The following is a 25,285-nucleotide window of genomic DNA, read 5'->3' as shown; positions in this document are numbered from 1 at the left end:
TGTTTTGTTGCTTTATTCTTCATCTGGTGTGAGGATCATCGGAATGATGATCGGTTCACGTTCTGTATTTTCATAGAGGAATGGTCGAATGGCGTTGACAATAGCACCATTGACAGATTGGATGCTAGCATCTTTGTTTTTCAATGCGATACGAATGGCATTGAAGAGGATGCGCTGACTTTGACGAATCAAGTCGCCAGACTCTCGCATGTAGACAAATCCTCGGCTGAGGATATCTGGACCAGACAAGATCATTTTAGACTTGAAGTCAACAGTTGCGACTGCTAGAACGACACCATCTTCAGATAGATCTCTGCGGTCTTTGAGGACAGCAGCGCCGATTTCACCGATACGATTTCCATCGACATAGATGTCTTGGGCATTGAAGTGGCCTGCGATACGAGCTGAGTTAGCAGTAAGAGCAAGCACATCACCATTACTCATGATAAAGATATTGTCCTTTTCAACACCAGTATCCACCGCTAGTCCAGCGTGGACTTTCTGCATGCGATATTCACCGTGGACAGGCATGAAGTATTTCGGCTTGATCAAACGGAGCATGAGTTTTTGCTCTTGCTGACCACCGTGTCCAGAGGTGTGGATATTGTTAATCTTACCGTGGATGACTTCGACACCAGCTTCTGAGATAATGTTAATCAGCTTGTTGACGCTAGTGGTATTTCCAGGGATAGGACTTGAAGAGAAGATAACGGTATCGCCGGGTTGGAGTTGCACCTGACGGTGGGTTCCGTTAGCGATACGAGAGAGGGCTGCCATCGGCTCACCTTGACTACCTGTACAGAGGATCAGAACCTCGCCTGCAGGGTAGTCTTTGATTTCATTTGGCTCGATAAAGGTTCCCTTAGGAGCTTTGATGTAGCCAAGCTCGATACCGTTGACAATGGCCTTTTCCATAGAACGACCAAAGACCGCAATCTTGCGTCCAGTCTTAACAGCAGCATCTGTTGCTTGCTGGAGACGGAAGATATTAGAGGCAAAGGATGCAAAGATGATGCGTCCTTCAATGCCTTGGATAATCTTCATGATGGACTGACCAACGACTTTTTCAGAGTTGGTAAAGGTTGGGACTTCTGCATTTGTCGAGTCAGAGAGGAGGCAGAGTACGCCTTCTTCACCAAGGGCTGCCATACGGTGCAAGTCTGCAGGTTCCCCAACTGGAGTAAAGTCAAACTTAAAGTCACCCGTACAGACGATTTTTCCTTGCGGGGTATGAATGACAATTCCCAAAGGCTCTGGAATAGAGTGAGTGGTTCTAAAGAAAGTCGCCTTGAGATTTTTAAAGGTCAACTCAGTGTTGTGATTGATTTCGTAAAGTTTGGCGTTGCGCAAGAGGCCGTGTTCTTCGAGTTTTCCACGGATCAAAGCCAAGGCAAGTGGTCCAGCATAGATAGGGACATTTGCTTGCTTGAGCAAGAAGGGAATCCCACCGATGTGATCCTCGTGTCCGTGTGTGATCAAGACAGCCTTGACGCGGTCGATATTGTCTACGATGTAAGAGTAATCAGGAATGACATAGTCGATACCCAGCAAGTCATCTTCTGGGAATTTAATCCCAGCATCGACGATGATAATCTCGTCTTGGTATTCAATTCCGTAAGTGTTTTTCCCGATTTCTCCCAGACCACCGATGGCAAAAACGCCGACTTCTTCAGGTTTAAGAGTATAGGCCATATTAGAACTCCGTAATCTCGAAAGCGCCAGTTTCTTTTTCGTAATCTAGCAATTTGTCAGACAAGAGTTCGATAAATTCGATGTTGTACTCTGGGCGGTTTTCTTCGACAAGTTGGCGAGCAGCGATACGGCCTTCAAGTTCTGAGTTGGCATCGATGTCTAGGTAAAGTGAGCGTGTTGTTTCACGACGTGGGCTACGTTCTTTTGTTTCTTGATAAAAAACTTTGTAAATCATATAGTTCCTTTCTATTTACAGGTCAGCTTATTCCAAACTTTTAGCAGAGATTTGCTTGATTTCATTCCATTTTGTGTCTAGATTGACCTTGATTCGTTACAATTATTTCAATTATACCACAAAATGAAAAATTAGTAAAAGACGGAAATGGAGAAAGTCGGGAGGGGAAGAAGGAACAAAAAGACAGGTAGGATTTGGTCGGAGAGCACTTAGGTGTTATAATTAAAGGGGGAATCTATGGAGATAGTAGGTTTGAGGAAGAATACAGTTCTAGTTTCATTAATCGTTGGAGTAGATGGTTCGGGCAGAATAATATCTTTGAAAAGAGAAAAAGCTCTTGAGAAATCTCAAGAGCAAATAAAAAGGCTGAGACAAAATTAAGGGATCTTTCTGAGCAAGCTCAAGGGGCAGCACCATTACCTGAAGTGATTGGATCACAACCTTTGAAAGACTTGTCACCAAGTCAGACCAAATCTCAACCTTTACCCTATTTTATCATCTATGAGGCTAAGAAGTCAATCTATAAGTATAACGATGTAGAAATAGAAATAGCATGGAGTGCTTACTGAACGGGCAAGGAAAAGCCCTTGATCAAAGCCAAGAGCCTACTAATAACATTGGGGGCGAACTAATCAATCGCAATTCCGGTTATTTAGAAGGCGAACCCTCAAGGACAGCACCACAGCCTGAAGAGTCAAAGGCTCAACCTGATTTTCCTACCAATGTTCAATTGTATTTTAACATTGACAAGTCAGTAAAGTCAAGTTATCGGTTGCGTGGTGGCTACAAATACCCTGAAGATACGGATATAAGGACTTTAAATAAGTATGCGGATGCTTTGCAACGGTCAGCACAACAATATTTAGATAGATTTGCCAATCAAAAAATCATCTACGCTTTTAACGAAGATAACCAACTGAACGCTCTGTCACCAGTCGCCCTATGTTATCCTCTCGATATTTATACTTTACTATAACTCACTGAGGGAATCAATTTTAAAAGCATCAAAAAGCTCCTGACCGAAGTCAAGAGCCGTCAAACACTGGGGGCGAATTGTTCAATCGCAATTTCAGTTCTTTAGAAACCAAAGTTTCAGGGATAGCACTGCAACCCGAAGAGTCAACGACTCAACCTGATTTTCCTACCAGTGTTGAATTACATTTTAACATTGATAGACCAACATTGTCAACAGTTTATATAAAAATAGGAATACCAAAAGGAGGATTAAGAATGTTTAGTTTGTTTGAATTTGTAGTAGGGGTTCGCCTCTTGATGTTTGTAGTCTTTGTAGCTTGTGTCTATGGGGGGAATGCCCTGTTTGTGCATCTGGAACACCGCAAAACAAAGTTCCTTTGGAAGCTTGCTTTTGTGACGCTCTATTCAATTTTTCTCCTCCTGGTCACCTATGTTGTCTGGCTCGTTTTCTACTTTGGTTTAAACGCTTAAAGTCAATTATTTCTCTAGATAAACAGAAAATCCACTTCGTCTTGATAGATGGGATGGATTTTTTCTATTTTTAGGTGCTATCTTTATTGTTACGACGATGTTCTTTCGTATCGAAAATCGAGTTGAAACATATATGACTTATCTAAACTTCCTACGAAGAACCTTTCAATTTCCTTGTTCACTTTTCTATTCAAAAAAGCTACAACTTTTTTGAATTTTCTGTGTAGAATTGCTTGTCTAAGTGGCAGGCCCTTTTGTTTCAAAACAAAGAAAATTCCCATGTGTCAGCTTTTGTAGTATAATAGTAAACAGACAAAAAGATAGGAATGTGTTATGAAAGTATTAGCTTTTGATACGTCCAGCAAGGCTCTTTCTCTAGCCATTTTAGAGGATAAGCAGGTTCTTGCCGAGACGACGATTAATATCAAGAAAAATCACAGTATTACCCTCATGCCTGCCATCGATTTTTTGATGGGCAGTCTGGATTGGACACCTAAGGATTTGGATCGAATCGTGGTGGCTGAAGGCCCAGGTAGCTACACAGGCTTACGAATTGCGGTAGCAACTGCCAAGACCTTGGCTCATACCCTGAACATTGAGTTGGTTGGTATGTCTAGCCTCTTGGCTCTGGTACCGCGCCAACAAGAAGGCTTACTTGTTCCCCTGATGGATGCGCGTCGCAACAATGTTTATGCAGGATTTTATGAAAATGCCAAACCTGTCATGGCAGAAGCACATCTGTCCTTTGCGGAAGTGCTTGAAAAAGTCACGGATGCTGAACAGGTGACCTTTGTTGGAGAAGTTGGAGCCTTTGTGGAGCAGATCCAAGAGCGTTTACCACAGGCTAACTATCAGGAAACCTTGCCAAATGCAGCTAATCTAGCTTTGTGGGCATGGGACAAGGAAGCAGACTCCTTACACGACTTCGTGCCAAATTACCTCAAACGTGTTGAAGCCGAGGAAAACTGGCTCAAGAACCACACCGAGTCTGGTGAGTCCTACATTAAACGTCTATGATAGAAATCAAAAGAATCCAAAGACAGCCTGACCTGGCTCAAGCAATCTACGCTGTTATGGTAACTGTTTACCCAGTCAGTCCTTGGGCACTGGAACAAATCCAAGCAGACCTGTCCCAAGACCAGACTTGGTACGCTCTAGCTTATGATGGGGTGGAAGTGATTGGATTTTTAGCTGTTCAGGAGAATCTTTTTGAAGCAGAAGTCCTGCAAATCGCTGTCAAAGGAGCCTATCAGGGTCAGGGAATTGCCTCGGCCTTGTTTGCTCAATTGCCGGCAGATAAGGAGATTTTCCTCGAAGTCAGAAAGTCAAATCAACGAGCGCAAGCATTTTACAAGAAAGAAAAGATGGCAGTCATCGCTGAGCGAAAGGCCTACTACCATGACCCAGTCGAGGATGCCATCATCATGAAGAGAGAAATAGATGAAGGATAGATATATTTTAGCATTTGAGACATCCTGTGATGAGACCAGTGTCGCCGTCTTGAAAAACGACGATGAGCTCTTGTCCAATGTCATTGCGAGTCAAATTGAGAGTCACAAACGTTTTGGGGGCGTAGTGCCAGAAGTGGCTAGCCGTCACCATGTCGAGGTTATTACAGCCTGCATCGAGGAGGCGCTAGCAGAAGCAGGAATTACCGAAGAGGATGTAACGGCTGTGGCTGTTACCTACGGACCAGGCTTGGTCGGAGCACTGCTAGTTGGTTTGTCAGCTGCCAAGGCCTTTGCTTGGGCTCATGGACTTCCGCTGATCCCTGTGAATCACATGGCTGGTCACCTCATGGCGGCTCAGAGCGTTGAGCCTTTGGAGTTTCCCTTGCTAGCTCTCTTGGTTAGCGGTGGGCACACGGAGTTGGTCTATGTTTCTGAGGCTGGGGATTATAAGATTGTTGGGGAAACGCGGGACGATGCAGTTGGTGAGGCCTATGATAAGGTCGGCCGTGTCATGGGCTTGACCTATCCTGCAGGTCGCGAAATTGATGAGCTAGCTCATCAGGGGCAGGATCTTTATGACTTTCCTCGTGCCATGATTAAGGAGGACAATCTAGAGTTTTCATTCTCAGGTTTGAAGTCTGCCTTTATCAATCTTCACCACAATGCCCAGCAAAAGGGAGAAAGCTTGTCCAAGGAAGACCTGTCAGCATCTTTCCAAGCAGCAGTCATGGACATTCTTATGGCCAAAACCAAGAAGGCTTTGGAAAAATATCCTGTTAAAACCCTAGTCGTGGCCGGTGGCGTGGCAGCTAATAAAGGGCTCAGAGAACGCCTAGCAGCTGAAATCACAGATGTCAAGGTCATCATCCCACCCCTGCGCCTTTGTGGAGACAATGCAGGTATGATTGCCTATGCCAGTGTCAGCGAGTGGAACAAAGAAAACTTTGCAGGCTTGGATCTCAACGCCAAACCAAGTCTCGCTTTTGATACGGTGGAATAAAGAGTCAGCTTGAAGCTGGCTTTTTTGCTAAAATATTTTATAATATGTTAAAAAAGGAAAAGTTTTTACGAATAGAATAGTAAAGGGAGTTTGGCCATGATTGAAAAGATGGAATTGGGAGAATTTTACAAGGAATTGCGTCTGGCGAGAAAACTCAAGCAGTCAGATGTTGCTTGTGATGGACTGACAGCATCCCAGCTATCCAAGTTTGAACTGGGACAGTCTATGCTGTCTGCGGATAAGCTGATCCTAGCTATCCAAGGGATAAATGTGACCTTCGATGAGTTTGGACACAAGCTTAATAACTATCAAGAATCCCCACATATGAGAATTGGTAGAAGGGTTGTGGATCGCTTTGCCCATCAAGATATTGCTGGCTTAGAGCAACTGTTGGAGGAAGTCGAGCAAGAACAGATAGCGCAGACCTATCGTCGTTTGAATGCTATTGTGATTAAAAATGCCATCCATTCCTTAAATAAGAGCTATCCGCTAACAGATGAGGATAGCGAATTTTTGACTACCTACCTCTATGCTATCGAGTCTTGGACCTGGTTTGACCTCTATCTTTTTTGCAATACTATGCCCTTCTTGAGTAATCAAGACCTAATCTTTTTATCAACCTCTTTAATTGAGAAATCTAAGGAATTTAAAGAGTTAGTACACAATCGATTGTATATGAAAAGTGGATTTCTGAATATTATATCAGAACTCATGGAGCGCAAGCTTTTCTCCTACATCCCAATCTTTGAAGCCGAGTTGGAGAGTATGCTGCGTCCATATGATGTTTTTGAGAAAGTATCGTGGCAATTTTTAAAGAAAATGAGCATTTTTCTTCAAACTAAGGGAAGCAATCAAAAAGAGATTGAACACTTTATCCAATCACTGCAAATATTAGAAAATCCACAATTGATAGCCCTCTTCGAATTGCGTTTTCATCAATACAAAGAACTTATCAATTAGTTAGAAAGGGGAAGACGATAACCCACTCCGAAATAAGCAGGAGTATCAGTTGGATTTTTCTTTTATTCATCATTATATCCCTCCTCATTAGTAATAACTTTATTATACCAGTGAAATAATCAAATCTACTAAAATCGCAAATGTGAAATTTCCATGAGAAAAAATATCAAATATGCGATTTTCTAAAATAAGACAATTTTCGTGTTATACTGTCCTTGTAAGACATTTGAAGCAAATCCTAGGTCGCAGAAGTGGTTTACAAGTAAAAATAATTGAAGGAGTGTAAATGATGTTGAATTTACAATTTGCAGAAACAATGGAACTAACAGAAGTGGAGCTAGAGGCAGTTTACGGAGGAGATCTTGTGAATGTTGCGAATATCCCAGGTGGTGGAAATTGGGGAGGCTGGGGAGGCCTAGGAACACCTTGGTCAATTATTGATCACTGGAAGAGAAATTTTAACCATGATTCTTCTACTGTTAATCGTCGCCGTTATTGATATTCAAAGCCCTTGCCTTTTCTTGGGTAGGGGCTGTCTTTATTTCATAGTATAGGAGAAAATAGAATGAAAAAGATAATCTCACACTACTACCTTATTATAGCCATTCTACTTGTCATTGCTGACCAGTTCTTGATTCGTCTGGTCTTACACAGCGATCTTGCTGCTGGTCTATCTGACTTTGCCTATTATTTGTCGGATATGCTGTTGAATTTTCTTGTGGTTCTGCTTGCTCTTATTGTTATGGTTTGGTCAGGAAAATGGCAGAAAATTAACAGTAAAAAATTTAAAGGTTCTTATCTTTTTTATTCCTTTTTAGCTCTTCTTGCTTTTGTTATTTGGAATTTCGTCACATTTTATCTTTTCCCTCCTACCAAAAATGAAATTGCTTATCAACTGGATGTCCCTACTTTTACAGGAGCAACGGCATTTCTGATGTATTTTTTCTATCCTGTGATTGCAGGTCCCATTTTTGAAGAGATGATCTATCGTGGATTGGTGATGACTGCTTTGGAAAAAGGGAAAAAATGGGGACTGGATGTACTTGGTTCGGCTACTTTATTTGGTATTTTGCATATCAGTAATCATGGTTGGGTCTTGACAGACTTTTTCGTATATATGGGTAGTGGTTTAATAATGGCAGTCTTTTTTAGAGTGACAAAGTCTATTTATTGGCCTATTGGACTGCATATAGTCTACAATGGTATTGCTCAAATTCTGCCCTTGTTGTTTTAGAGTTTCTGCCAATCATAAAAACAAAAGAACTGACTAGCTAAGTATTATAAATAAGACTGTTTTTTCAGTCTTTTTTATTTTGACTGTCTGTTACTAATTTTTGAGTAGTCCTTTGTTTCCTCCAAATTTAGAGAATAAGTCTCAAAATGTAATCGGAAAATCCAAAGTTTGTCAGTCTGAGACTTTTCTTGTATAGTAGATATATGAAAATTACAAAAATAATTAGTAGTTTGCTTGCTCTTGGAGCTTTACTCATGCTTTTATCAGCTTGCCATAATATAAAAAAGACGCAACTGGTCTTGTTTGAATCCCTTTCTTTCGGTATGCCTGTTAAATCTTTTGAAGAAGTATTGGGAGAGGCTAGCGAGGTGGAGGAAGAAGAGGAAATGGCTTATCGCGATACTTGGCGTGCAGAAGACCCTTATTTCTATAAAACAGGCCGCCTTTTCTATGATTATGAAAATATTTCTTTGAAGGGCCATACAGGTCGAGTAAGATTCACATTTTCAAAGTCGCATCGCTTGGAAACAGTAGCGGCTTATTTTCCCGTTGCCTCAAAAGCTGAGCAGCAAGCATTGCTTGATAACTTATCCCAGACTATAAAAAAAGAAATTGAAGCACTCCCAGATTATCAGTCTATGACCACTGATCCGGTAGGGATATACGATGACGGTTATCGCTACAAGGTCAAGTTGAAGGGACAACAGTGGGAACTCTAGGTCGATGTCTATCCGACAGAAAATAAATATGCTACAGACACGGAAACCGATAAGTATACTATCCGAGTGGATCAATTTCTCATGTATCCATAATACATCCTATTCAGTACTTTTTACTAGCTCCAAGTTCCAAACTCTAAACTTTTTTCTCTTTTATGAATGTGTTATAATATTTCTTGCTGTGGCTGTGACCTTGAACAGTCTCAAACGAAGAAAATAAGAGGAAAAAGATGAAAGAAAAAGGATTTTGGGAAGGTGTTCAGGCTGCCATGCCGACTGCCCTTGGCTATGTTAGTATCGGTCTAGCTTGTGGGATTATCGGTGCGCCCTATGTGACACCTGTTGAGATGGGCCTGATGAGCCTCTTTGTTTATGCTGGGAGCGCCCAGTTTGCCATGTTGGCATTGATTGCGGTCCAAGCACCTGTAGCAGCTATTGCTATGACGGTCTTTTTGATCAACTTGCGACTCTTTTTGCTGAGCCTGCATGCATCGACTTATTTCCGTCATACTAGTCTCTGGCAAAATATCGGCATGTCCAGTCTCCTGACAGATGAGACCTATGGGGTTTTGATGGGAGAATTAGCCCATACAGACAAGGTCCATCCTATGTGGATGCATGGAAACAATCTCAATAGTTATGTAGCCTGGTTTATTGGGACAGTTGCGGGGACAGCTTTAGGTGGGCTTCTTCCAAATCCTGAGGTCTTTGGATTAGACTTTGCCCTTGTCGGAATGTTTATCGGGATTTTTGCTTCGCAGTTCCAGATTATGCAAAGACGGGTTCCTGTACGGAATCTACTGCGGATCCTAGCCGTGGTTGCGGTGTCCTTCTTTTTGCTCTTGACAGTGGTGTCTCAGTCGCTAGCTGTTTTGTTTGCGACCTTGCTAGGTTGCACTATGGGGGTGGTCTTAGATGGTCAGTAAATATCTTTTGTTAGCCGTTATCTTTTCAGGCCTAGTGACTTGGATTCCCCGTATGATTCCCTTCATCTTGGTTAAGTACAAGGGATTGCCAGCTATCGTCGAGCGGTTTTTGAAGTTTTTGCCTGTTTCCATTATCTTTGCCTTGATCCTTTCAAGCGTAGTGACTGGCAAGGTTGGCAGCCTTCCTCAGATCAAATGGCTGGACTTTTTAGCAGTCTTTCCAACGGCTTGGGTAGCCTTTCGCTACCGCAATCTAGTTGGTACAGTTCTCTTTGGAGTGGTCTTGATTGCAGTCTTGCGTCTGGTCTTTTAGTTAGCCATAAAAAAAACCTATCGCCGAGATAGATATCATATAATGGCGTAAATTCCTTTTTTCTGTTAAGATAGTAAAGTATTCTATTTTGGAGGAAACGACATGAAAAAAATCGTTAAATATTCATCTCTTGCTGCCCTAGGGCTTGTTGCCGCAGGTCTACTAGCAGCTTGCTCAGGTGGAGATAAGAAAGATGCAGCATCAGGTGAAGCAACATCTGGTAAAAAAGAAATCGTCGTAGCAACTAACGGTTCACCAAAACCATTTATTTATGAAGAAAATGGTGAATTGACTGGTTACGAGATTGAAGTGGTTCGCGCGATCTTTAAAGACTCAGACAAGTATACTGTCAAGTTTGAAAAGACAGAGTGGTCAGGTATTTTCCCAGGACTTGATAGTGACCGTTATCAAATGGCTGTTAACAACCTCAGCTATACCAAAGAACGTGCAGAAAAATACCTTTACGCAGCACCAACTGCTAAAAATCCTAACGTTCTCGTTGTGAAGAAAGACGACGATAGCATCAAATCTCTCGATGATATCGGTGGAAAATCTACTGAGGTCGTTCAAGGAACAACTTCAGCTAAACAATTGGAAGCATATAACACAGAACATGCAGACAATCCAACTATCCTTAATTACACAAAGGCTGATTTCCAACAAATCATGTCTCGTTTGAGTGATGGACAATTTGACTACAAGATTTTTGATAAAATCGGTGTTGAAACAGTTATCAAGAACCAAGGTTTGGACAACTTGAAAGTCATTGAACTTCCAAGCGACCAACAACCTTATGTTTACCCACTTCTTGCTAAAGGTCAAGATGAGTTGAAATCATTTGTGGACAAACGAATCCAAGAACTCTACAAAGACGGAACTCTTGAAAAGCTATCTCAACAGTTCTTTGGTGATTCTTACCTACCAGCAGAAGCTGATATTAAATAGTCGTATGAAATCATCCAGTCTGAGAAAGGCGGATGATTTCTCAATTTTTAGGTATATAGTTTCAAACTATATGTCTGCCTATCTAATAACAATTTGCTAAATCAAATAAAGTATGAGATACTATTACGGTATTATTTTTAAAGGAGATAGAATCATGAAAATTAAAAAATGGCTCGGTGTAGCAGCTCTTGCTACAGTCGCAGGTTTGACTCTTGCAGCTTGCGGAAATTCAGAAAAGAAAGCTGACAACGAAACAGTTGTCAAAATCGCAACAGTTAACCGTAGTGGTTCTGAAGAAGCACGTTGGGACAAGATTCAAGAATTGGTCAAAAAAGACGGCATTACCTTGAAATTTACAGAGTTCACAGACTACTCACAACCAAACAAGGCAACTGCTGATGGCGAAGTAGACTTGAATGCTTTCCAACACTACAACTTCTTGAACAACTGGAACAAAGAAAACGGGAAAGACCTTGTAGCGATTGCAGATACCTACATCTCACCAATCCGCCTATACTCAGGTAAAAATGGGGAAGAAAACAAGTACACCAAAGTGGAAGAAATCCCAGATAACGGTGAAATCGCCGTACCAAACGATGCAACAAACGAAAGCCGTGCACTTTACTTGCTTCAATCAGCTGGTTTGATCAAATTGGATGTTTCTGGAACTGCACTTGCAACAGTTGCTAACATCACAGAAAATCCAAAGAACTTGAAGATTACTGAATTGGACGCTAGCCAAACAGCTCGTTCATTGTCATCAGTTGATGCTGCCGTTGTAAACAATACCTTCGTTACAGAAGCAAAATTGGACTACAAGAAAGCACTCTTCAAAGAACAAGCTGATGAAAACTCAAAACAATGGTACAACATCATTGTTGCGAAAAAAGATTGGGAATCATCACCTAAGGCTGATGCCATCAAGAAAATTATCGCAGCTTACCACACTGATGAAGTGAAAAAAGTTATCGAAGAAACATCAGACGGTTTGGACCAACCAGTTTGGTAATAAGACACAGGGAGGTGGGAGAGAGTTTCCACCTCTTGCTTTTGTATAGAGAGTTGATTTTAAAGAGGCACTTGTGGTCGTTCTGAAGACACAAGTAGGTAGTAGAAAGAGAGAGAAAATGGTTTTTCCTAGCGAACAAGAGCAGATTGAAAAATTTGAGAAGGATCATGTTGCCCAGCATTATTTTGAAGTCTTGCGCACCTTGATTTCCAAGAAATCAGTCTTTGCCCAACAGGTTGGACTCAAGGAGGTCGCAAACTATCTGGGTGAGATTTTCAAGCGTGTAGGGGCTGAAGTGGAGATTGATGAGAGCTATACGGCTCCCTTTGTCATGGCGCATTTCAAGAGTTCGCGTCCGGATGCCAAGACCTTGATCTTCTATAATCACTATGACACCGTGCCAGCGGATGGCGACCAGGTGTGGACAGAGGATCCTTTTACCCTTTCTGTGCGAAATGGCTTTATGTATGGGCGTGGGGTTGACGACGACAAAGGCCACATCACAGCTCGTTTGAGTGCTTTGAGAAAGTATATGCAGCACCATGATGACCTGCCTGTCAATATCAGCTTTATCATGGAGGGAGCAGAGGAGTCTGCTTCCATGGATCTAGATAAGTATTTAGAGAAACACGCAGACAAACTTCGTGGAGCGGACTTGCTAGTCTGGGAACAAGGAACCAAGAACGCCTTGGAACAGCTGGAAATCTCTGGCGGAAACAAGGGAATTGTAACCTTTGATGCTAAGGTGAAGAGTGCGGATGTGGATATCCACTCGAGTTATGGTGGTGTCGTGGAGTCAGCTCCATGGTATCTTATCCAGGCCTTAAGTAGCCTACGTGCAGCAGATGGACGTATCTTAGTAGAAGGCCTGTACGAGGATGTTCAAGAGCCAAATAAACGAGAGCTAGCCTTGGTGGATACTTACGCCCAACGCAATCCAGAGGAAATTAGTCGCATTTATGGTTTGGAATTACCTCTCTTACAAGAGGATCGTGCAGCCTTTCTAAAACGGTTCTTTTTCGAGCCAGCCCTTAATATCGAAGGGATTCAGTCAGGTTATCAAGGGCAAGGGGTTAAAACGATTTTGCCAGCAGAAGCCAGTGCTAAGTTAGAAGTTCGTTTGGTTCCTGGCTTAGAACCGCATGATGTTCTGGAAAAAATTCGGAAACAGCTAGACAAAAATGGCTTTGATAAGGTAGAATTATACTATACCTTGGGAGAGATGAGTTATCGAAGCGATATGAGCGCGCCGGCCATTCTCAATGTGATCGAGTTGGCCAAGAAATTCTATCCACAGGGCGTTTCAGTCTTGCCGACCACAGCGGGGACAGGACCTATGCATACGGTCTTTGATGCCTTAGAGGTACCCATGGTGGCCTTCGGTCTAGGAAATGCCAATAGCCGAGACCATGGTGGAGATGAAAACGTGCGAATCGCCGATTACTACACCCATATTGAATTAGTAGAGGAGCTGATTAGAAGCTATGAGTAGAGATATTATCAAGTTAGATCAGATCGATGTGACTTTTCACCAAAAGAAGAGAACCATCACAGCGGTCAAGGATGTGACCATTCACATCCAAGAAGGGGATATCTACGGAATCGTTGGATATTCTGGAGCAGGGAAATCAACCCTTGTACGGGTGATTAACCTCTTGCAAAAACCATCTGCAGGGAAAATCACCATTGATGACGATGTGATTTTTGACGGTAAGGTCACTTTGACGGCGGAGCAGTTACGTCGGAAACGTCAAGATATCGGGATGATTTTCCAACACTTTAATCTTATGAGCCAGAAAACGGCCGAGGAGAATGTGGCCTTTGCCCTTAAACATTCTGGACTCAGCAAGGAAGAAAAGAAAGCTAAAGTAGCCAAGTTGTTGGACTTGGTTGGCTTGGCGGATCGTGCTGAAAACTACCCTTCACAACTATCAGGAGGGCAAAAACAGCGTGTGGCTATTGCGCGTGCCTTGGCCAATGATCCAAAAATCTTGATTTCAGATGAGTCAACTTCTGCCCTTGACCCTAAGACAACCAAGCAGATTTTGGCCTTGTTGCAAGATTTGAACCAAAAATTAGGCTTGACCGTTGTCCTGATTACACACGAAATGCAGATTGTTAAAGACATTGCCAACCGTGTGGCAGTCATGCAGGATGGGCATTTGATTGAAGAGGGCAGTGTCCTTGAAATCTTCTCAGACCCTAAACAACCTTTGACCCAAGACTTCATCTCTACTGCAACAGGTATTGACGAAGCCATGGTTAAGATTGAGAAGCAAGAAATCGTGGAAAATCTGTTTGAAAACAGTATCTTAGTACAGCTCAAGTATGCAGGAGCTTCGACAGACGAGCCACTTTTGAATGAATTGTACAAGCGTTACCAAGTAACGGCCAATATCCTCTATGGAAATATCGAAATTCTCGATGGCACTCCCGTTGGAGAATTGGTTGTGGTCTTGTCAGGGGAAAAAGCAGCGCTAGTAGGTGCTCAAGATGCCATCCGTCAGGCTGGCGTCCAGCTAAAAGTATTGAAGGGAGGACAGTAAAATGACAGAGTTGATTCAAACTTATCTACCAAATGTCTATAAGATGGGCTGGGCTGGTCAGGCAGGCTGGGGAACAGCCATCTACCTAACTCTTTATATGACAGTTCTTTCTTTCATCATCGGAGGGTTCTTGGGGTTGGTAGCAGGTCTTTTCCTCGTCTTGACAGCGCCAGGCGGTGTCTTGGAAAATAAGGTTATCTTCTGGATTTTAGACAAGATTACCTCTATTTTCCGCGCGGTACCATTTATCATCCTCTTGGCAATCATGTCGCCACTCTCTCACTTGATTGTTAAAACAAGTATCGGGCCAAATGCAGCCCTTGTCCCCCTTTCTTTTGCAGTCTTTGCCTTCTTTGCCCGTCAGGTGCAGGTTGTCTTGGCTGAGCTGGATGGCGGTGTCATTGAGGCGGCTCAAGCGAGCGGAGCGACCTTCTGGGATATCGTGGGTGTTTACCTATCAGAAGGTTTGCCAGATTTGATTCGTGTGACGACTGTGACTTTGATTTCCCTTGTTGGGGAAACAGCCATGGCGGGAGCAGTTGGTGCTGGTGGTATCGGTAACGTGGCCATTGCTTATGGATTTAACCGTTACAATCACGATGTGACCATCTTGGCAACCATCATTATCATCTTGATTATCTTTACGATCCAGTTCTTGGGAGATTTCTTGACCAAGAAACTAAGTCATAAATAATGGAAGGAGTTCAAAGGGACTCCTTTTTGTTTTCTCACCGAAATGCAAGAAGGATAAAGCTTCTTTTTAGAAATATGCTATAATAAATAAAGGTCCTCAATTAGCAAATCAAAAAGTTTGCTGTAGAAGAGATGATAATGTAAAGGAGTTTGTCTGGTATGAATTATTTCGAGGGGAATGAGTTTTTCCTTCTCTTGTTTGTAGTTTTACTGATTGGTTTTGTGGTAAACTTTTTTGAAAAACGTAAAGACTACTATATTTTGGCGCTCTCCCTCTTATTTGCAGGAGCTATCTATGGTAAGAGCCGAGCGATGATTGTCTATTTACTCGCCTTTATCGTTTACCAGTATTTTCTGGTTTTTCTAGCGCAGCGGATAGAGGCAAAGTGGCTGAAACCACTGGTTTTCCTTTCCATTCTTCCTTTGGTGATCAATAAAGTCTTTGCCCTGACTTCTCTGCATTTGTTGGCCTTTATTGGAATTTCTTACATGTCCTTTAAGACCATTCAGATCATGTTAGAGATATCGGATGGCTTAATCAAAGAAAAAATCACTGTAAAAGATTATCTACAGTTTTTGCTCTTTTTCCCAACAGTTAGTGCTGGTCCGATTGATCGGAGTAGGAGATTTTTAAAAGAGATAAACGAGGTCATGCCCCGAAAAGAGTATCTAGAGTTAGCAGGGGACGGTGTGTATCGTATCGTTCTAGGCCTCCTTTACAAGATTGTTTTATCAACCTATGTTTACCAGATGTTACTCGCTCTAAATAATACTGGCACAGTCGTTTACTCAATCAAGTATATGTACCTCTATACCTTGTATCTGTTTTTTGACTTTGCAGGCTATAGTCTAATGGCCGTTGGAAGTAGTAACATTCTAGGTATTCAGACACCGATGAACTTTAACAAACCTTTCTTGAGTATCGATATCAAAGATTTCTGGACTAGATGGCATATCACCTTGTCGACCTGGTTGAGAGATTTTGTATTTTCAAGAGTATTGATGCAGGTTATCAGGAAAAAATGGTTTAAAAATAGACTACACAATGCAACCTATGCCTATATGGTCAATATGTTGGTCATGGGTTTTTGGCATGGTCTTAGTGTTAGCTACATTGTCTATGGTTTTTACCATGGTGTCTTGATGGCTGGATTTGAAGTGTATCAAAAGAAAAGCAATTTTTATAAGAAAAATAAAAACAAAAAATGGTATAAGCTACTAAGTTGGTTTGTGACCATGAATTTGGTTATGGTTGGTTTCTTTATCTTTTCAGGTGAACCCTATAAAATCTTACTGACGACTTTAAAGAGATAAGAGATTGAGAAGAAATCGGACAGATCGAAGGGATAGGATAAAACGAGATGATTAAATTAAAAGCATTTTTACTATCGCTTGTGCTCGTAATTGCGACGCTTGCCCTTTTAAATGTGACGTATGTCAAGAAGATTGATGATTATTATAAAGTCAAGGATAACAGTATTCGTTATAACACCTCGTATGAAAAGTATAAAAGTAGAGATATTCTAACAAGCAATATCACCCCCAATACACTGGTTCTAATGGGTTCCTCAGAGTTGGTTGCGACGATAAATGAAGACTATCATCCAAATAAAATTTTTAACTACAACGATTTTAATATCATGCAGATTGGGACTAGTTATTCTCAAAACATCATTCAGGCTACGACCTTGGGCTCTATTGAAGGATCAATGAGTAAGCGAAAAGTAGCTATAGTAGAGTCGGTTCAGTGGTTTGAAAAAGATGGGACCCATCAAGATGCCTTTTTGAACAAGGCTTCTCAGGAACATATTTTTCACATGCTAGATAATGACAAGATTAGTAAAGAAACGAAAGAAAAACTAATCAATCGCATTATCGAGATTACCAAAGGAAACAAGCAACAAAACGACATCTACAAAAAATATAAAAGTTATTTCATAGATGGAAAAGGAACCATTGTTGATAAAAAACTATTAGAGTTAGATAACGCGATGTATTCCTTTAAGCTCAAACGAAAATTTTATGAAAATCATGAGAAATCAGATTATCCTTCACTAGGAGACAAAACCCCAGACTATGATTGGGAAAAGATGACGGCTCAGTTTGTGGAAGAGGTCAAAAGGAAAACAGACAATAATGACTATGCTGTTGATAATAACTACTACAATACTTACTTAAAAGATCGCTATGCATCGCTAAAAGATTCCAATAAAGATTTGAGCTACCTAGAGTCACCTGAATATTCAGATATGGAACTTTTCTTGACGGTTGCTAAAGAATTGGGCATTGAAGTTGAGGTTATTATTTTCCCAGTAAACGGGAAATGGAACGACTACACTGGTGTCTCAAGAGAGATGCGAGAAAAAACTTATAAAAAAATAGAAGATGTCGCAAAAAGCCATGGTGCAACCGTATTAAACTATGGAAACAGAGAGTATGATGATTACTTTTTATTTGACGTGATGCACGTTGGAGTGAAAGGATGGATGGAAGTTGAAAAAGAACTTTACAAATTTGCAAACCAAGCTAACTAACACTCATCGATTAATCTTGTGGACACTTTTTTTCTATACGGTTATCTTGAGCATCGTGATTTACTGTTTTGTGACCGATTTTTCGAATATTCAAGAATTTATCTATAGTGAATTCTAAGATTGTATACAAAAAGGCCCTGGAACTAGGCATAGCTAGTCTTCAGTGCTTTTATCTTATAGTTTATCAGCTATTTTTTGACTTAGAAATTGCCCAACCAAAGCCCCAATCAAGGCACCTACGAGGATGCTCGAAACAAAGAGAAGGATTTTGTCCAACTCTGGAGCGACCATGATACGGTCAATGTATTCTTGGGATTTCCCACGTGCAAGTAAGGTGGCCACGTAAGCTTTGGGACGGATCCACATGAGGAAGATAGGGCCACTTGTGCTAAAAGCAAAGACGAGGAAGGAGAGGGTGTTTTTGATTCGATCTCTGTAGTTTCCGAGACGAGCGATGGCATCTGCTGCAAGACCACAGGCGAGTCCTGGGAGAAAGGCACCAGCGCCATGCTTGCTAGCTAGGAAGAAAAGTGCCATAAAAAGTCCTAGAGTGGTGATAGCGCCAAAACGAGGGACCTTCGTCAAAAGAAGCATGTAGACACTGCCACAGACAAGGGCAGAAAAGGCCGGCGCGTAGAACATATTGCCTGTTTGATCGACCAGGTGTCCTAGGAAGACTCCAATCCCTAGACAGAGGAAATAAAGGACGGCGGCCAAGAGGGTGGTTAAGATATTTTTCTTCATGAGAATCTCCTTGATGCGAATTAACAAAACCAATTGTATCACGCTTTTTGAGGATTGTAAATGGGAGTTCTATATTTTTGAAAACGTTTGAAATATGATATAATAGTTACATCGTTAGTTTAAGGAGAGTAGCATGGGAAAATTTCTAGAATTCGTCTTTAATCGTATCTTTTTGGGAATGATTGCGACGGCTTATTTCTGGCTATTAACACTTGCAGGAGGAGTAGTCTTTGGTTTGGCACCAGCTAGTGCAACTCTTATGAGTTTGTATGCGGAGCATGGGTATACCTATCGAGCATACCATTTGAAGGAAGCTTGGGAATTGTATAAGAGTAATTTTGTCAAGAGCAATCTGGCTTTCTATAGTTTTGTGTTTGTTGATCTTGTCCTAGTTTATGGTTTGTATCTTCTAGTTCAATTGCCCCACCAGACGATTTTCCACCTTTTGGCGACCTTCCTCAACGTCCTTGTAGTTGCTCTTGTCTTTCTAGCCTACACTGTTTCCTTGAAACTTCAGGTGTACTTTGATTTATCCTACCAAAATACCTTGAAACTGTCCCTTATCGGGATTTTTATGAGCCTACCTGCGATTGCCAAGGTTTTACTCGGGTCCGCTCTCCTTGTAGGAGTTGGTTATTATATGCCTGCCTTGCTCTTTTTTGTAGGAATTGGAATGTGGCATTTCTTTATCAGTGATATGTTGGAACCTATTTATGAAAGTATCCATGAAAAATTGGCGACAAAATAGAATGAAGCAGTTTTGGATTCACTCTCTTTTACGGATTTATAGTTTGGTTATGATCGTGGTCATTGCCAGTTTTGCGATTATGCTATCGTATGCTGACTGGGACTCGCGTGAGAAAGAGGCCCAACGGGTTGCAGAACGTGTGACCACTCGGACAGTGAGTGAAGTGGAATACTATCACAGAGAGTCAACCCGACTTGCTCAGTCTTTGGTTGAAAATCAGGCCCGCATCGAAGGGATTTACAAGTATTTCAGTCTCAGCACACCAGACTACTTCTATTGGCAATTAGAGCGTAAAACTTCACCTTATATCTCGGTTTCCCTGTATGAAAATATTGATGACCTCTATGTTCGGAATGATTTTGTGACTGGAGTGGCTATTGTTCTTCAGGACTACAAGGAAGTATATGTTTCGACTAGAGAAAAACGCAGTGGAGAGAAAGTTCCTGCGGAGGATTTTAAGCCAACAGCCAATAGTTTTGCCATTCCTGTTTCTGATCCTGTGTCTGACAAGGATTTAGGAGTGATCTATATCTCCCTATCCCCAGATGTTTTACATGGCGCTATTGACAATACTCGAGGCCATATCCCAATGGCTGTAACAGTAACTTCGCCTTTTGAGACTGAGATGTTCCATATTGGGGAGAAGGTCTCAGCCGAGCGAGAAAACTGGTTTGTAGGTGTCACCTCTCACGGTTATCAGGTTCGAGTTGCTGTTCCTAAAAATTTTGTTCTTACAGGAACTTTGACGAGTTCAGCTGTCATTATTGGGCTAAGTATTCTCTTTATCATTATTTTGTACGTGACTCTTAGACAGACTTTTTCAAATTATCAAAAGCAGGTCGTAGACCTAGTAGATTCGATCGAGGTGATTGCTCAAGGGGAAGAAGGCCTTCGAATTGATACCTCTGAAAAAGACCAAGAGTTGCTTCTCATTGCAGAAACAACTAATGATATGTTGGATCGCCTGGAAAAAAATATCCATGATATCTATCAGCTAGAGCTCAGCCAAAAAGATGCCAATATGCGAGCCCTGCAGGCTCAAATCAATCCTCACTTTATGTACAATACTCTAGAGTTTTTACGGATGTATGCCGTCATGCAAAGTCAGGATGAACTGGCAGATATTATCTATGAATTTAGCAGCTTGTTACGCAATAATATCTCCGACGAGCGGGAAACGACCTTGAAGCAGGAGTTGGAATTTTGCCGAAAATATAGCTATCTCTGTATGGTGCGTTATCCTAAATCCATTGCCTATGGTTTCAAGATTGCACCAGAATTGGAAGAAATGAGGATTCCAAAATTTACCCTCCAACCATTAGTAGAAAACTACTTTGCCCATGGTGTTGACCATCGCAGAACGGATAATGTCATCAGTATCAAAGCCTTGAAGGGCCAAGGCTTCGTTGAAATCCTAGTGGAAGACAATGGTCGGGGAATGTCCGCTGAGAAACTAGCTAGCTTGCAAGAAAAATTAGCTCAGAGAAGTTTTGAACACGAGGCAAGTTATAGTGGGGAGCGGCAATCAATTGGAATAGTAAATGTACACGAACGCTTTGTTCTCTACTTTGGGGATCGCTACCAAATCAGTGTAGAGTCAGCTGAGCAAGAAGGTGTTCGTTACCATATCATCATCCAGGATGAATAGAAAGGGTAGAAATGTATAAAGTTTTATTAGTAGACGATGAGTACATGGTGACAGAGGGGCTCAAGCGATTAATCCCCTTTGAAAAATGGGATATGCAAGTCGTCGCAACAGCTAATCACGCAGATGATGCTTTGGACTATATTAAGAAAAATCCAGTAGATGTGGTCATTTCCGATGTCAACATGCCAGATAAGACCGGACTTGAGATGATTAGGGAAATGAAAGAGCTACTTCCAGATACCTATTATATCTTGCTGTCTGGTTATCAGGAGTTTGAGTACGTTAAAAAAGCCATGAACCTTAGTGTCGTGGATTATCTGGTCAAGCCAGTAGACAAGGTGGAGTTGGGCAATTTATTAGAAAAAATTGCGCAACAGCTTCAGGAAAAGGTGGAGCAAAGTCAGACCCTCAGTCAAGAATTGGATGAGACAGGATTTACGAACTACCTGTCAGGTAAAGACAGCTGGTGGATTGGTCTATCCAAGGAAAAGCAGGGTTCTTTTACCATTCCTTACTATGTTTTGGGGCAAGACTGGCAGATTTTCATCTCTGATCAACAGCTCGATGGCATCATCGTGACACCATTTGAAGCACCCTACCAGCAGTCCTTTGAGAATTGGAAGATCAACGCTGAAAAAGCCCTCTTCTACGGTTCAGTCAATCTAGAAAAATCCGAGAGTTTGTTTGCTTATTACGAGCCGATTTATCGGGTGATTATCCAAGGGAATATCAATCAAATCATCGAAGAATTAACCTTGCTAGAGAAGGTCGTCTTGGAGAATACCCCGCGCGTGGCTATCACGAAGCAGCTCTTCACCCAGTTTGTCATGGATGTCTTTCATTTGTTTGAACACCTAAAAGCAGATGATATGACCGAGATTGTAAAAGCTATTCATGCCATTAACACCTTTGAAGAATTGGTTGCCTATATCAAAGAAACCTTGACCAAGTTCTTTGGCCAGTACCGCATGAATGAAAATGTGGTGAGCGTGCTGGAGGTGATTGGGCGTGATTATCAGAAAGAGCTCTCACTGAAGGATATTAGCAAGGATCTCTTTATCAATCCTGTCTATCTCGGTCAGTTGATCAAGAGGGAAACAAACTCGACTTTTGCGGAATTGCTCAATAAACAGCGAATAAAAGCAGCGCAGCAACTCTTACTTTCGACCAGTGATAGCATTGAAGATATTTGCTATGCAGTTGGCTATAGTAATGTTGGATATTTCTACAAGGTTTTCCGTAAATTGTGCGGAAAATCACCGAAAGCTTATCGGAAACAAGTTGAAACCAGCTTGTAAAAGTTGTATTTCTGTACAAAAAATGCTATAATGTTCAAAATATCTTATGGAGGAAAACATGAAAAAGAATCCTATTTATCTTTGGGTCTTGTTAGTCCTATCAGCCCTCATTTCATCTATGTCATTATTTGGAATCTTGAGTCCATTGCCAAGTAAAGATGTGCTTCGTGCGAGCCTGGCGAATAGCGGGACGCTTACTGCCCAGCAATTAGAAGACACAGTCAACTATACTTACCAAGTAACAGCGTCATCGCACTCTATTTTTAATATGTTGTTGATTGTTTTATCTGCAATTTTAGTTGTAGTAGCTTTTGTATTTCTTGTACGTAAAAATGTGCAATTCGCAAACTATGCTTATATTGGCTATGTTCTACTAGCGATTGTTGGTTTGGTTTATAGCTATATGAACGTTCAAGATGCACTTCAATTAATCAAAGATACTACCCTCGGCTTAGGAATGGGAGCATTGGCACAAGGAACGAATATTTTGTTCATCATCATCAATGTTCTCTTTTTAGCCTTAGTCTTTTACAAGATGTGGCGCCAGCAAAAAGATTTGGCTGAGGAAGTCGAAGCAGAGGAAGTTGCCTAAGTATTGACAAAAGAGAACTATCAAGTTACAATCTTGGTAGTTCTTTTAATATCCAAAAATAAAAATCGAGGTCAATATGAAAAAAATATCTTTAGTTTATATCAGTTTGAGTGGGAATACAGAGAGTTTTGTAACCCGACTTAAGGACTATCTCTTGTCTGAGCACGAAGGGATTGAGGTCCAAAAGATCCATATCAAGGATTTGGTCAAGGAAGGGAAAGATTTCTTTGAGATGGACCATCCCTATGTCGCTTTCTTACCGACCTATCTGGAAGGTGGAAATGGTGTCGACAACGGCGATGTTGAGATTTTAACGACTCCAGTGGGTGATTTTATTGCCTATGGAGATAATGCCAGTAAGTGTTTTGGCGTAGTGGGATCTGGCAATCGCAATTTTAATAACCAATACTGTTTGACTGCCAAGCAGTACAGTCAGCGCTTTGGTTTCCCTGTTCTAGCAGATTTTGAAATGAGAGGCATGCTGGAAGATATTAAAAAGGTCGCAGCGATTATTGCGGACTTGTATGAGTTAGAAACAGAAAAATAAAGTAGTACTGAGGGGCAGTTGAGATTTTCAACTGCTTTTTGTGTATGCAAAAAGCACCCTGTCAGGGTGCCATTTTATAAACTATCCTGCTTTTCCGATGGCAAGTGCATAGATAAAGAAAATAGCAAAGCCAAAGAGGAAAATCAATCCTGCGATAGCGAGGAGTTTTAGCCAAGAAGGAAGATTTTTATTTTCACGTGTCACCAAAACATAGTTCAAAAGAGCGAAGAATGGTGTTGTTAGGAAAGAACCGATCATGGCAAAGCGAAGCATGGTGGAAACTTGACCAGCAAAGAATTTGATGATGACGATACCGATGATAGCTGTGAGGGTCATCCAGATGTTCAAAGATTTACGATTATCCTCTTTTTGACTTAACAAGAGTCGCAGCGATTCCTGATTGACACGAGAGTAACCATCGATAACGGTGATAACTGTTCCAAAAATACAAAGAAAGGCAATAAAGGTAATCAAATAACGAGACCATTCTCCAAGAACAGAGGCATACATACCCACAAATTGAGAGATGTATTTGGCTGAAGCAGCTTCAACTGCCTGCCCGGTAGGATACTGAATCAGTGCTCCGAGTGCCACGAAGAATACAGCCAGGATAGCAGTTCCAATGTAACCAACGTTAAAGTCGAAAAGAGCGTCCGCTGTATTAAAGTTGACGGTCTTTTTCTTTTCAGCAGACCAGAGTGAATTGATGGCTGAAATTTCAATAGGGGCAGGCATCCATCCTAAGAGGGAAACGATAAAAGGGAGTGCCGCCATTTGCCAAGGTGTCTTTTCGACAAAATCAGAGCTGTATTCTGGATGTTTAATTGTTGCAATGATAACTGCAAGAACAGTTGCAATGGTCAAAGCAGACATGATCCATTTTGCCATACCATCCAATAGTTTGTAGCCACCAAAGAGTAACATAGCCCAAATGACTGCAACAAGGATAAGGGACCATTGAGTGATGCTAAGACCGATCATTGGGAAGGCACTGGCGATGATAGCTGAGCACAGAATGGCAACACCAGCTGTGTTGACCATAGCTGAAAAGACATTGAGGATAAAGAAAATCCAGAGATAGAGTTTCCCTTTTTCGGCATAACCTTCGACCAAAGTCTTTCCCGTATCAGCCGTGTATTCAGCACCAAAACGGAAAAATGGATATTTAAAAACATTGGCCAAGATAACCAAGAGGAGTAGTGACCAACCATAAGAACCACCAGCTTGAGTAGAGGATACAATGTGAGAACCTCCAACGGCAGCAGAAGCCATTAGGATTCCTGGCCCCATTGCCTTTAGTTTGCTTGCCCAGGTTGACTGGTTTGATAACGTAACTTGTGACATAATAAACACTCCTATTTTTGAATTTTCAGAATAATCTGAATAGATAGCTACTATTCTACAAAAAACTTAAAGGAAATGCAAGAATATTTTGAAAAAATATAGAAAATTACAGAAAACTTTACATGTATTAATGAAATTTCTCCAAGGAGAATATGGTAAGCCTAAAAAATCCGAGAAGAAAGCTTCTCGGATTTTGATTATTTCAATTGATCTGTGACGTCTTTTGAGAGCAACATTCCCAGATGGTAAGTTTTATTGATATGTGCAATGACATCATTGATATTTTCAGTCGTGTGAATTTTCTCTTTGATGTCAGACCTAAATGTCTCGTCCTTCAAGAGTTGCTCTTGGTAGAGTCTTTGAAGTCTTTCCTTCTCGTACTTATTGAGCAGAAAAAGGAAAACCAAGCTAAGTACAACGAGGATATAAGCATATTGGCTCATAAGGAATCTCCCAGTGTGATAAAGAAATAGTAAAAGTGAATAAATTATTTCATTGAACAGCTGCAAGGCCGAACAAAATATAAATGTTATTTTGCCTCAATCGTTCAGATTGCTTTCAAGTAATTTAAAAGATTACGACATGAGCCTAACCAAATCGATATTATTTGGTTAGGTGAATTAGTGAAGCGTTTAGGCAATTCGTACTGGTTACGACGTCA

Annotated in this window: 28 protein-coding genes and 1 pseudogene; 24 read left to right on the top strand and 5 right to left on the bottom strand. The window is 41.3% G+C overall.

Features of this window, described 5'->3' with window-relative positions:
• Window positions 1-12: 12 nt before the first annotated feature.
• Both rnjA and A6J84_RS07195 read right to left on the bottom strand, forming a co-directional pair.
• A complete protein-coding gene (gene rnjA / locus A6J84_RS07200; RefSeq protein ID WP_000331968.1) occupies window positions 13-1,692 on the bottom strand; it encodes a ribonuclease J1 in 1,680 nt (559 codons plus the stop codon).
• A 1-nt stretch (window position 1,693) separates the two neighbouring features.
• Complete coding sequence (locus A6J84_RS07195; RefSeq protein ID WP_000639581.1) at window positions 1,694-1,927, bottom strand: DNA-dependent RNA polymerase subunit epsilon; 234 nt, start codon at window positions 1,925-1,927, stop codon at window positions 1,694-1,696.
• A gap of 237 nt (window positions 1,928-2,164) precedes the next feature.
• On the opposite strand from A6J84_RS07195, the gene A6J84_RS10160 reads away from it, so the two are divergent.
• The 19 genes and pseudogenes from A6J84_RS10160 (at window position 2,165) to dltD (ending at window position 17,703) form a co-directional block, all read left to right on the top strand.
• Complete coding sequence (locus A6J84_RS10160; RefSeq protein WP_185776163.1) at window positions 2,165-2,308, top strand: hypothetical protein; 144 nt, start codon at window positions 2,165-2,167, stop codon at window positions 2,306-2,308.
• 172 nt (window positions 2,309-2,480) lie between these two features.
• Window positions 2,481-2,903, top strand: coding sequence for a hypothetical protein (locus A6J84_RS10240; protein WP_227743435.1), 423 nt, complete (start codon window positions 2,481-2,483; stop codon window positions 2,901-2,903).
• A gap of 254 nt (window positions 2,904-3,157) precedes the next feature.
• Window positions 3,158-3,373 (top strand): hypothetical protein, encoded by a 216-nt coding sequence (locus A6J84_RS07185; RefSeq protein WP_095726489.1) that lies wholly within the window; start codon window positions 3,158-3,160, stop codon window positions 3,371-3,373.
• Window positions 3,374-3,706: 333 nt separating this feature from the next.
• On the top strand, window positions 3,707-4,390 hold the full coding sequence (gene tsaB, locus A6J84_RS07175) for a tRNA (adenosine(37)-N6)-threonylcarbamoyltransferase complex dimerization subunit type 1 TsaB (RefSeq protein ID WP_095726330.1): 684 nt from the start codon (window positions 3,707-3,709) through the stop codon (window positions 4,388-4,390).
• The gene (rimI, locus tag A6J84_RS07170; protein WP_095726329.1) at window positions 4,387-4,824 is read left to right on the top strand and encodes a ribosomal protein S18-alanine N-acetyltransferase; all 438 of its coding nucleotides are present in this window, start codon (window positions 4,387-4,389) and stop codon (window positions 4,822-4,824) included. The genes tsaB and rimI overlap by 4 nt, the downstream gene beginning before the upstream one ends.
• Entirely contained in the window at window positions 4,814-5,824 is a 1,011-nt protein-coding gene (gene tsaD / locus A6J84_RS07165) for a tRNA (adenosine(37)-N6)-threonylcarbamoyltransferase complex transferase subunit TsaD (protein ID WP_095726328.1), read from the top strand. The genes rimI and tsaD overlap by 11 nt, the downstream gene beginning before the upstream one ends.
• A gap of 96 nt (window positions 5,825-5,920) precedes the next feature.
• Window positions 5,921-6,784 (top strand): XRE/MutR family transcriptional regulator, encoded by an 864-nt coding sequence (locus A6J84_RS07160; RefSeq protein WP_095726327.1) that lies wholly within the window; start codon window positions 5,921-5,923, stop codon window positions 6,782-6,784.
• Between the two features lie 289 nt (window positions 6,785-7,073).
• Complete coding sequence (locus tag A6J84_RS07155) at window positions 7,074-7,283, top strand: peptide pheromone VP1 (RefSeq protein ID WP_084880844.1); 210 nt, start codon at window positions 7,074-7,076, stop codon at window positions 7,281-7,283.
• Between the two features lie 66 nt (window positions 7,284-7,349).
• Entirely contained in the window at window positions 7,350-8,018 is a 669-nt protein-coding gene (locus tag A6J84_RS07150; protein WP_095726326.1) for a CPBP family intramembrane glutamic endopeptidase, read from the top strand.
• A gap of 203 nt (window positions 8,019-8,221) precedes the next feature.
• Window positions 8,222-8,830: pseudogene (locus tag A6J84_RS07145) on the top strand (hypothetical protein).
• A 137-nt stretch (window positions 8,831-8,967) separates the two neighbouring features.
• Entirely contained in the window at window positions 8,968-9,663 is a 696-nt protein-coding gene (locus A6J84_RS07140; protein WP_095726325.1) for an AzlC family ABC transporter permease, read from the top strand.
• On the top strand, window positions 9,653-9,976 hold the full coding sequence (locus tag A6J84_RS07135; RefSeq protein ID WP_000253936.1) for an AzlD domain-containing protein: 324 nt from the start codon (window positions 9,653-9,655) through the stop codon (window positions 9,974-9,976). The genes A6J84_RS07140 and A6J84_RS07135 overlap by 11 nt, the downstream gene beginning before the upstream one ends.
• A 102-nt stretch (window positions 9,977-10,078) precedes the next feature.
• On the top strand, window positions 10,079-10,921 hold the full coding sequence (locus tag A6J84_RS07130) for an amino acid ABC transporter substrate-binding protein (RefSeq protein WP_000724942.1): 843 nt from the start codon (window positions 10,079-10,081) through the stop codon (window positions 10,919-10,921).
• Between the two features lie 154 nt (window positions 10,922-11,075).
• Window positions 11,076-11,930, top strand: a complete 855-nt coding sequence (locus tag A6J84_RS07125; protein WP_000694535.1) for a MetQ/NlpA family ABC transporter substrate-binding protein — start codon at window positions 11,076-11,078, stop codon at window positions 11,928-11,930.
• Window positions 11,931-12,048: 118 nt separating this feature from the next.
• On the top strand, window positions 12,049-13,422 hold the full coding sequence (locus A6J84_RS07120; protein WP_000231780.1) for a M20 family metallopeptidase: 1,374 nt from the start codon (window positions 12,049-12,051) through the stop codon (window positions 13,420-13,422).
• Complete coding sequence (locus A6J84_RS07115; RefSeq protein ID WP_095726324.1) at window positions 13,415-14,476, top strand: methionine ABC transporter ATP-binding protein; 1,062 nt, start codon at window positions 13,415-13,417, stop codon at window positions 14,474-14,476. Before A6J84_RS07120 ends, A6J84_RS07115 begins: the two co-directional genes overlap by 8 nt.
• A 1-nt stretch (window position 14,477) precedes the next feature.
• On the top strand, window positions 14,478-15,170 hold the full coding sequence (locus A6J84_RS07110; RefSeq protein WP_000137507.1) for a methionine ABC transporter permease: 693 nt from the start codon (window positions 14,478-14,480) through the stop codon (window positions 15,168-15,170).
• 158 nt (window positions 15,171-15,328) lie between these two features.
• The gene (gene dltB / locus A6J84_RS07105) at window positions 15,329-16,483 is read left to right on the top strand and encodes a D-alanyl-lipoteichoic acid biosynthesis protein DltB (protein WP_095726323.1); all 1,155 of its coding nucleotides are present in this window, start codon (window positions 15,329-15,331) and stop codon (window positions 16,481-16,483) included.
• A 47-nt stretch (window positions 16,484-16,530) separates the two neighbouring features.
• Window positions 16,531-17,703 carry a D-alanyl-lipoteichoic acid biosynthesis protein DltD gene (dltD, locus tag A6J84_RS07100; protein ID WP_049519240.1) on the top strand — a complete coding sequence of 391 codons (1,173 nt, stop codon included), beginning with the start codon at window positions 16,531-16,533 and terminating at the stop codon, window positions 17,701-17,703.
• Between the two features lie 174 nt (window positions 17,704-17,877).
• Here dltD and A6J84_RS07095 read toward each other — a convergent pair whose 3' ends face one another.
• Entirely contained in the window at window positions 17,878-18,447 is a 570-nt protein-coding gene (locus tag A6J84_RS07095) for an MptD family putative ECF transporter S component (RefSeq protein ID WP_095726322.1), read from the bottom strand.
• A 133-nt stretch (window positions 18,448-18,580) separates the two neighbouring features.
• Between A6J84_RS07095 and A6J84_RS07090 the strand changes: the two genes are divergently transcribed.
• The 5 genes from A6J84_RS07090 (at window position 18,581) to nrdI (ending at window position 23,280) form a co-directional block, all read left to right on the top strand.
• The gene (locus tag A6J84_RS07090) at window positions 18,581-19,195 is read left to right on the top strand and encodes a YesL family protein (RefSeq protein WP_000514460.1); all 615 of its coding nucleotides are present in this window, start codon (window positions 18,581-18,583) and stop codon (window positions 19,193-19,195) included.
• Entirely contained in the window at window positions 19,173-20,843 is a 1,671-nt protein-coding gene (locus tag A6J84_RS07085; protein ID WP_095726321.1) for a sensor histidine kinase, read from the top strand. The genes A6J84_RS07090 and A6J84_RS07085 overlap by 23 nt, the downstream gene beginning before the upstream one ends.
• An 11-nt stretch (window positions 20,844-20,854) precedes the next feature.
• Complete coding sequence (locus A6J84_RS07080; RefSeq protein WP_095726320.1) at window positions 20,855-22,141, top strand: response regulator transcription factor; 1,287 nt, start codon at window positions 20,855-20,857, stop codon at window positions 22,139-22,141.
• A gap of 58 nt (window positions 22,142-22,199) precedes the next feature.
• Window positions 22,200-22,733, top strand: a complete 534-nt coding sequence (locus tag A6J84_RS07075) for an ABC transporter permease (RefSeq protein WP_095726319.1) — start codon at window positions 22,200-22,202, stop codon at window positions 22,731-22,733.
• Window positions 22,734-22,809: 76 nt separating this feature from the next.
• The gene (gene nrdI / locus A6J84_RS07070; protein WP_095726318.1) at window positions 22,810-23,280 is read left to right on the top strand and encodes a class Ib ribonucleoside-diphosphate reductase assembly flavoprotein NrdI; all 471 of its coding nucleotides are present in this window, start codon (window positions 22,810-22,812) and stop codon (window positions 23,278-23,280) included.
• An 81-nt stretch (window positions 23,281-23,361) separates the two neighbouring features.
• Here nrdI and A6J84_RS07065 read toward each other — a convergent pair whose 3' ends face one another.
• Both A6J84_RS07065 and A6J84_RS07060 read right to left on the bottom strand, forming a co-directional pair.
• Window positions 23,362-24,624 (bottom strand): NRAMP family divalent metal transporter, encoded by a 1,263-nt coding sequence (locus A6J84_RS07065; protein ID WP_095726317.1) that lies wholly within the window; start codon window positions 24,622-24,624, stop codon window positions 23,362-23,364.
• 197 nt (window positions 24,625-24,821) lie between these two features.
• Complete coding sequence (locus A6J84_RS07060; RefSeq protein ID WP_000084865.1) at window positions 24,822-25,067, bottom strand: hypothetical protein; 246 nt, start codon at window positions 25,065-25,067, stop codon at window positions 24,822-24,824.
• Between the last annotated feature and the right edge of the window lie 218 nt (window positions 25,068-25,285).

Source organism: Streptococcus sp. FDAARGOS_256, assembly GCF_002289235.2.
Taxonomy (GTDB): Bacteria; Bacillota; Bacilli; order Lactobacillales; family Streptococcaceae; genus Streptococcus.
This window is presented reverse-complemented; position numbering and strand designations above follow the sequence as displayed.

Coding starts and splice junctions, on each gene's coding strand:
- A6J84_RS07130 (WP_000724942.1), top strand. CDS start 10,079: ATGAAAAAAATCGTTAAATATTCATCTCTTGCTGCCCTAGGGCTTGTT.
- A6J84_RS07160 (WP_095726327.1), top strand. CDS start 5,921: ATGATTGAAAAGATGGAATTGGGAGAATTTTACAAGGAATTGCGTCTG.
- A6J84_RS07115 (WP_095726324.1), top strand. CDS start 13,415: ATGAGTAGAGATATTATCAAGTTAGATCAGATCGATGTGACTTTTCAC.
- dltB (WP_095726323.1), top strand. CDS start 15,329: ATGAATTATTTCGAGGGGAATGAGTTTTTCCTTCTCTTGTTTGTAGTT.
- A6J84_RS07155 (WP_084880844.1), top strand. CDS start 7,074: ATGTTGAATTTACAATTTGCAGAAACAATGGAACTAACAGAAGTGGAG.
- nrdI (WP_095726318.1), top strand. CDS start 22,810: ATGAAAAAAATATCTTTAGTTTATATCAGTTTGAGTGGGAATACAGAG.
- A6J84_RS07135 (WP_000253936.1), top strand. CDS start 9,653: ATGGTCAGTAAATATCTTTTGTTAGCCGTTATCTTTTCAGGCCTAGTG.
- A6J84_RS07080 (WP_095726320.1), top strand. CDS start 20,855: ATGTATAAAGTTTTATTAGTAGACGATGAGTACATGGTGACAGAGGGG.
- A6J84_RS07090 (WP_000514460.1), top strand. CDS start 18,581: ATGGGAAAATTTCTAGAATTCGTCTTTAATCGTATCTTTTTGGGAATG.
- tsaD (WP_095726328.1), top strand. CDS start 4,814: ATGAAGGATAGATATATTTTAGCATTTGAGACATCCTGTGATGAGACC.
- A6J84_RS07140 (WP_095726325.1), top strand. CDS start 8,968: ATGAAAGAAAAAGGATTTTGGGAAGGTGTTCAGGCTGCCATGCCGACT.
- A6J84_RS07085 (WP_095726321.1), top strand. CDS start 19,173: ATGAAAAATTGGCGACAAAATAGAATGAAGCAGTTTTGGATTCACTCT.
- tsaB (WP_095726330.1), top strand. CDS start 3,707: ATGAAAGTATTAGCTTTTGATACGTCCAGCAAGGCTCTTTCTCTAGCC.
- A6J84_RS07150 (WP_095726326.1), top strand. CDS start 7,350: ATGAAAAAGATAATCTCACACTACTACCTTATTATAGCCATTCTACTT.
- A6J84_RS07120 (WP_000231780.1), top strand. CDS start 12,049: ATGGTTTTTCCTAGCGAACAAGAGCAGATTGAAAAATTTGAGAAGGAT.
- A6J84_RS07185 (WP_095726489.1), top strand. CDS start 3,158: ATGTTTAGTTTGTTTGAATTTGTAGTAGGGGTTCGCCTCTTGATGTTT.
- A6J84_RS07125 (WP_000694535.1), top strand. CDS start 11,076: ATGAAAATTAAAAAATGGCTCGGTGTAGCAGCTCTTGCTACAGTCGCA.
- A6J84_RS07195 (WP_000639581.1), bottom strand. CDS start 1,927: ATGATTTACAAAGTTTTTTATCAAGAAACAAAAGAACGTAGCCCACGT.
- A6J84_RS07060 (WP_000084865.1), bottom strand. CDS start 25,067: ATGAGCCAATATGCTTATATCCTCGTTGTACTTAGCTTGGTTTTCCTT.
- rnjA (WP_000331968.1), bottom strand. CDS start 1,692: ATGGCCTATACTCTTAAACCTGAAGAAGTCGGCGTTTTTGCCATCGGT.
- A6J84_RS10160 (WP_185776163.1), top strand. CDS start 2,165: ATGGAGATAGTAGGTTTGAGGAAGAATACAGTTCTAGTTTCATTAATC.
- A6J84_RS07110 (WP_000137507.1), top strand. CDS start 14,478: ATGACAGAGTTGATTCAAACTTATCTACCAAATGTCTATAAGATGGGC.
- A6J84_RS07075 (WP_095726319.1), top strand. CDS start 22,200: ATGAAAAAGAATCCTATTTATCTTTGGGTCTTGTTAGTCCTATCAGCC.
- A6J84_RS07095 (WP_095726322.1), bottom strand. CDS start 18,447: ATGAAGAAAAATATCTTAACCACCCTCTTGGCCGCCGTCCTTTATTTC.
- rimI (WP_095726329.1), top strand. CDS start 4,387: ATGATAGAAATCAAAAGAATCCAAAGACAGCCTGACCTGGCTCAAGCA.
- dltD (WP_049519240.1), top strand. CDS start 16,531: ATGATTAAATTAAAAGCATTTTTACTATCGCTTGTGCTCGTAATTGCG.
- A6J84_RS10240 (WP_227743435.1), top strand. CDS start 2,481: ATGGAGTGCTTACTGAACGGGCAAGGAAAAGCCCTTGATCAAAGCCAA.
- A6J84_RS07065 (WP_095726317.1), bottom strand. CDS start 24,624: ATGTCACAAGTTACGTTATCAAACCAGTCAACCTGGGCAAGCAAACTA.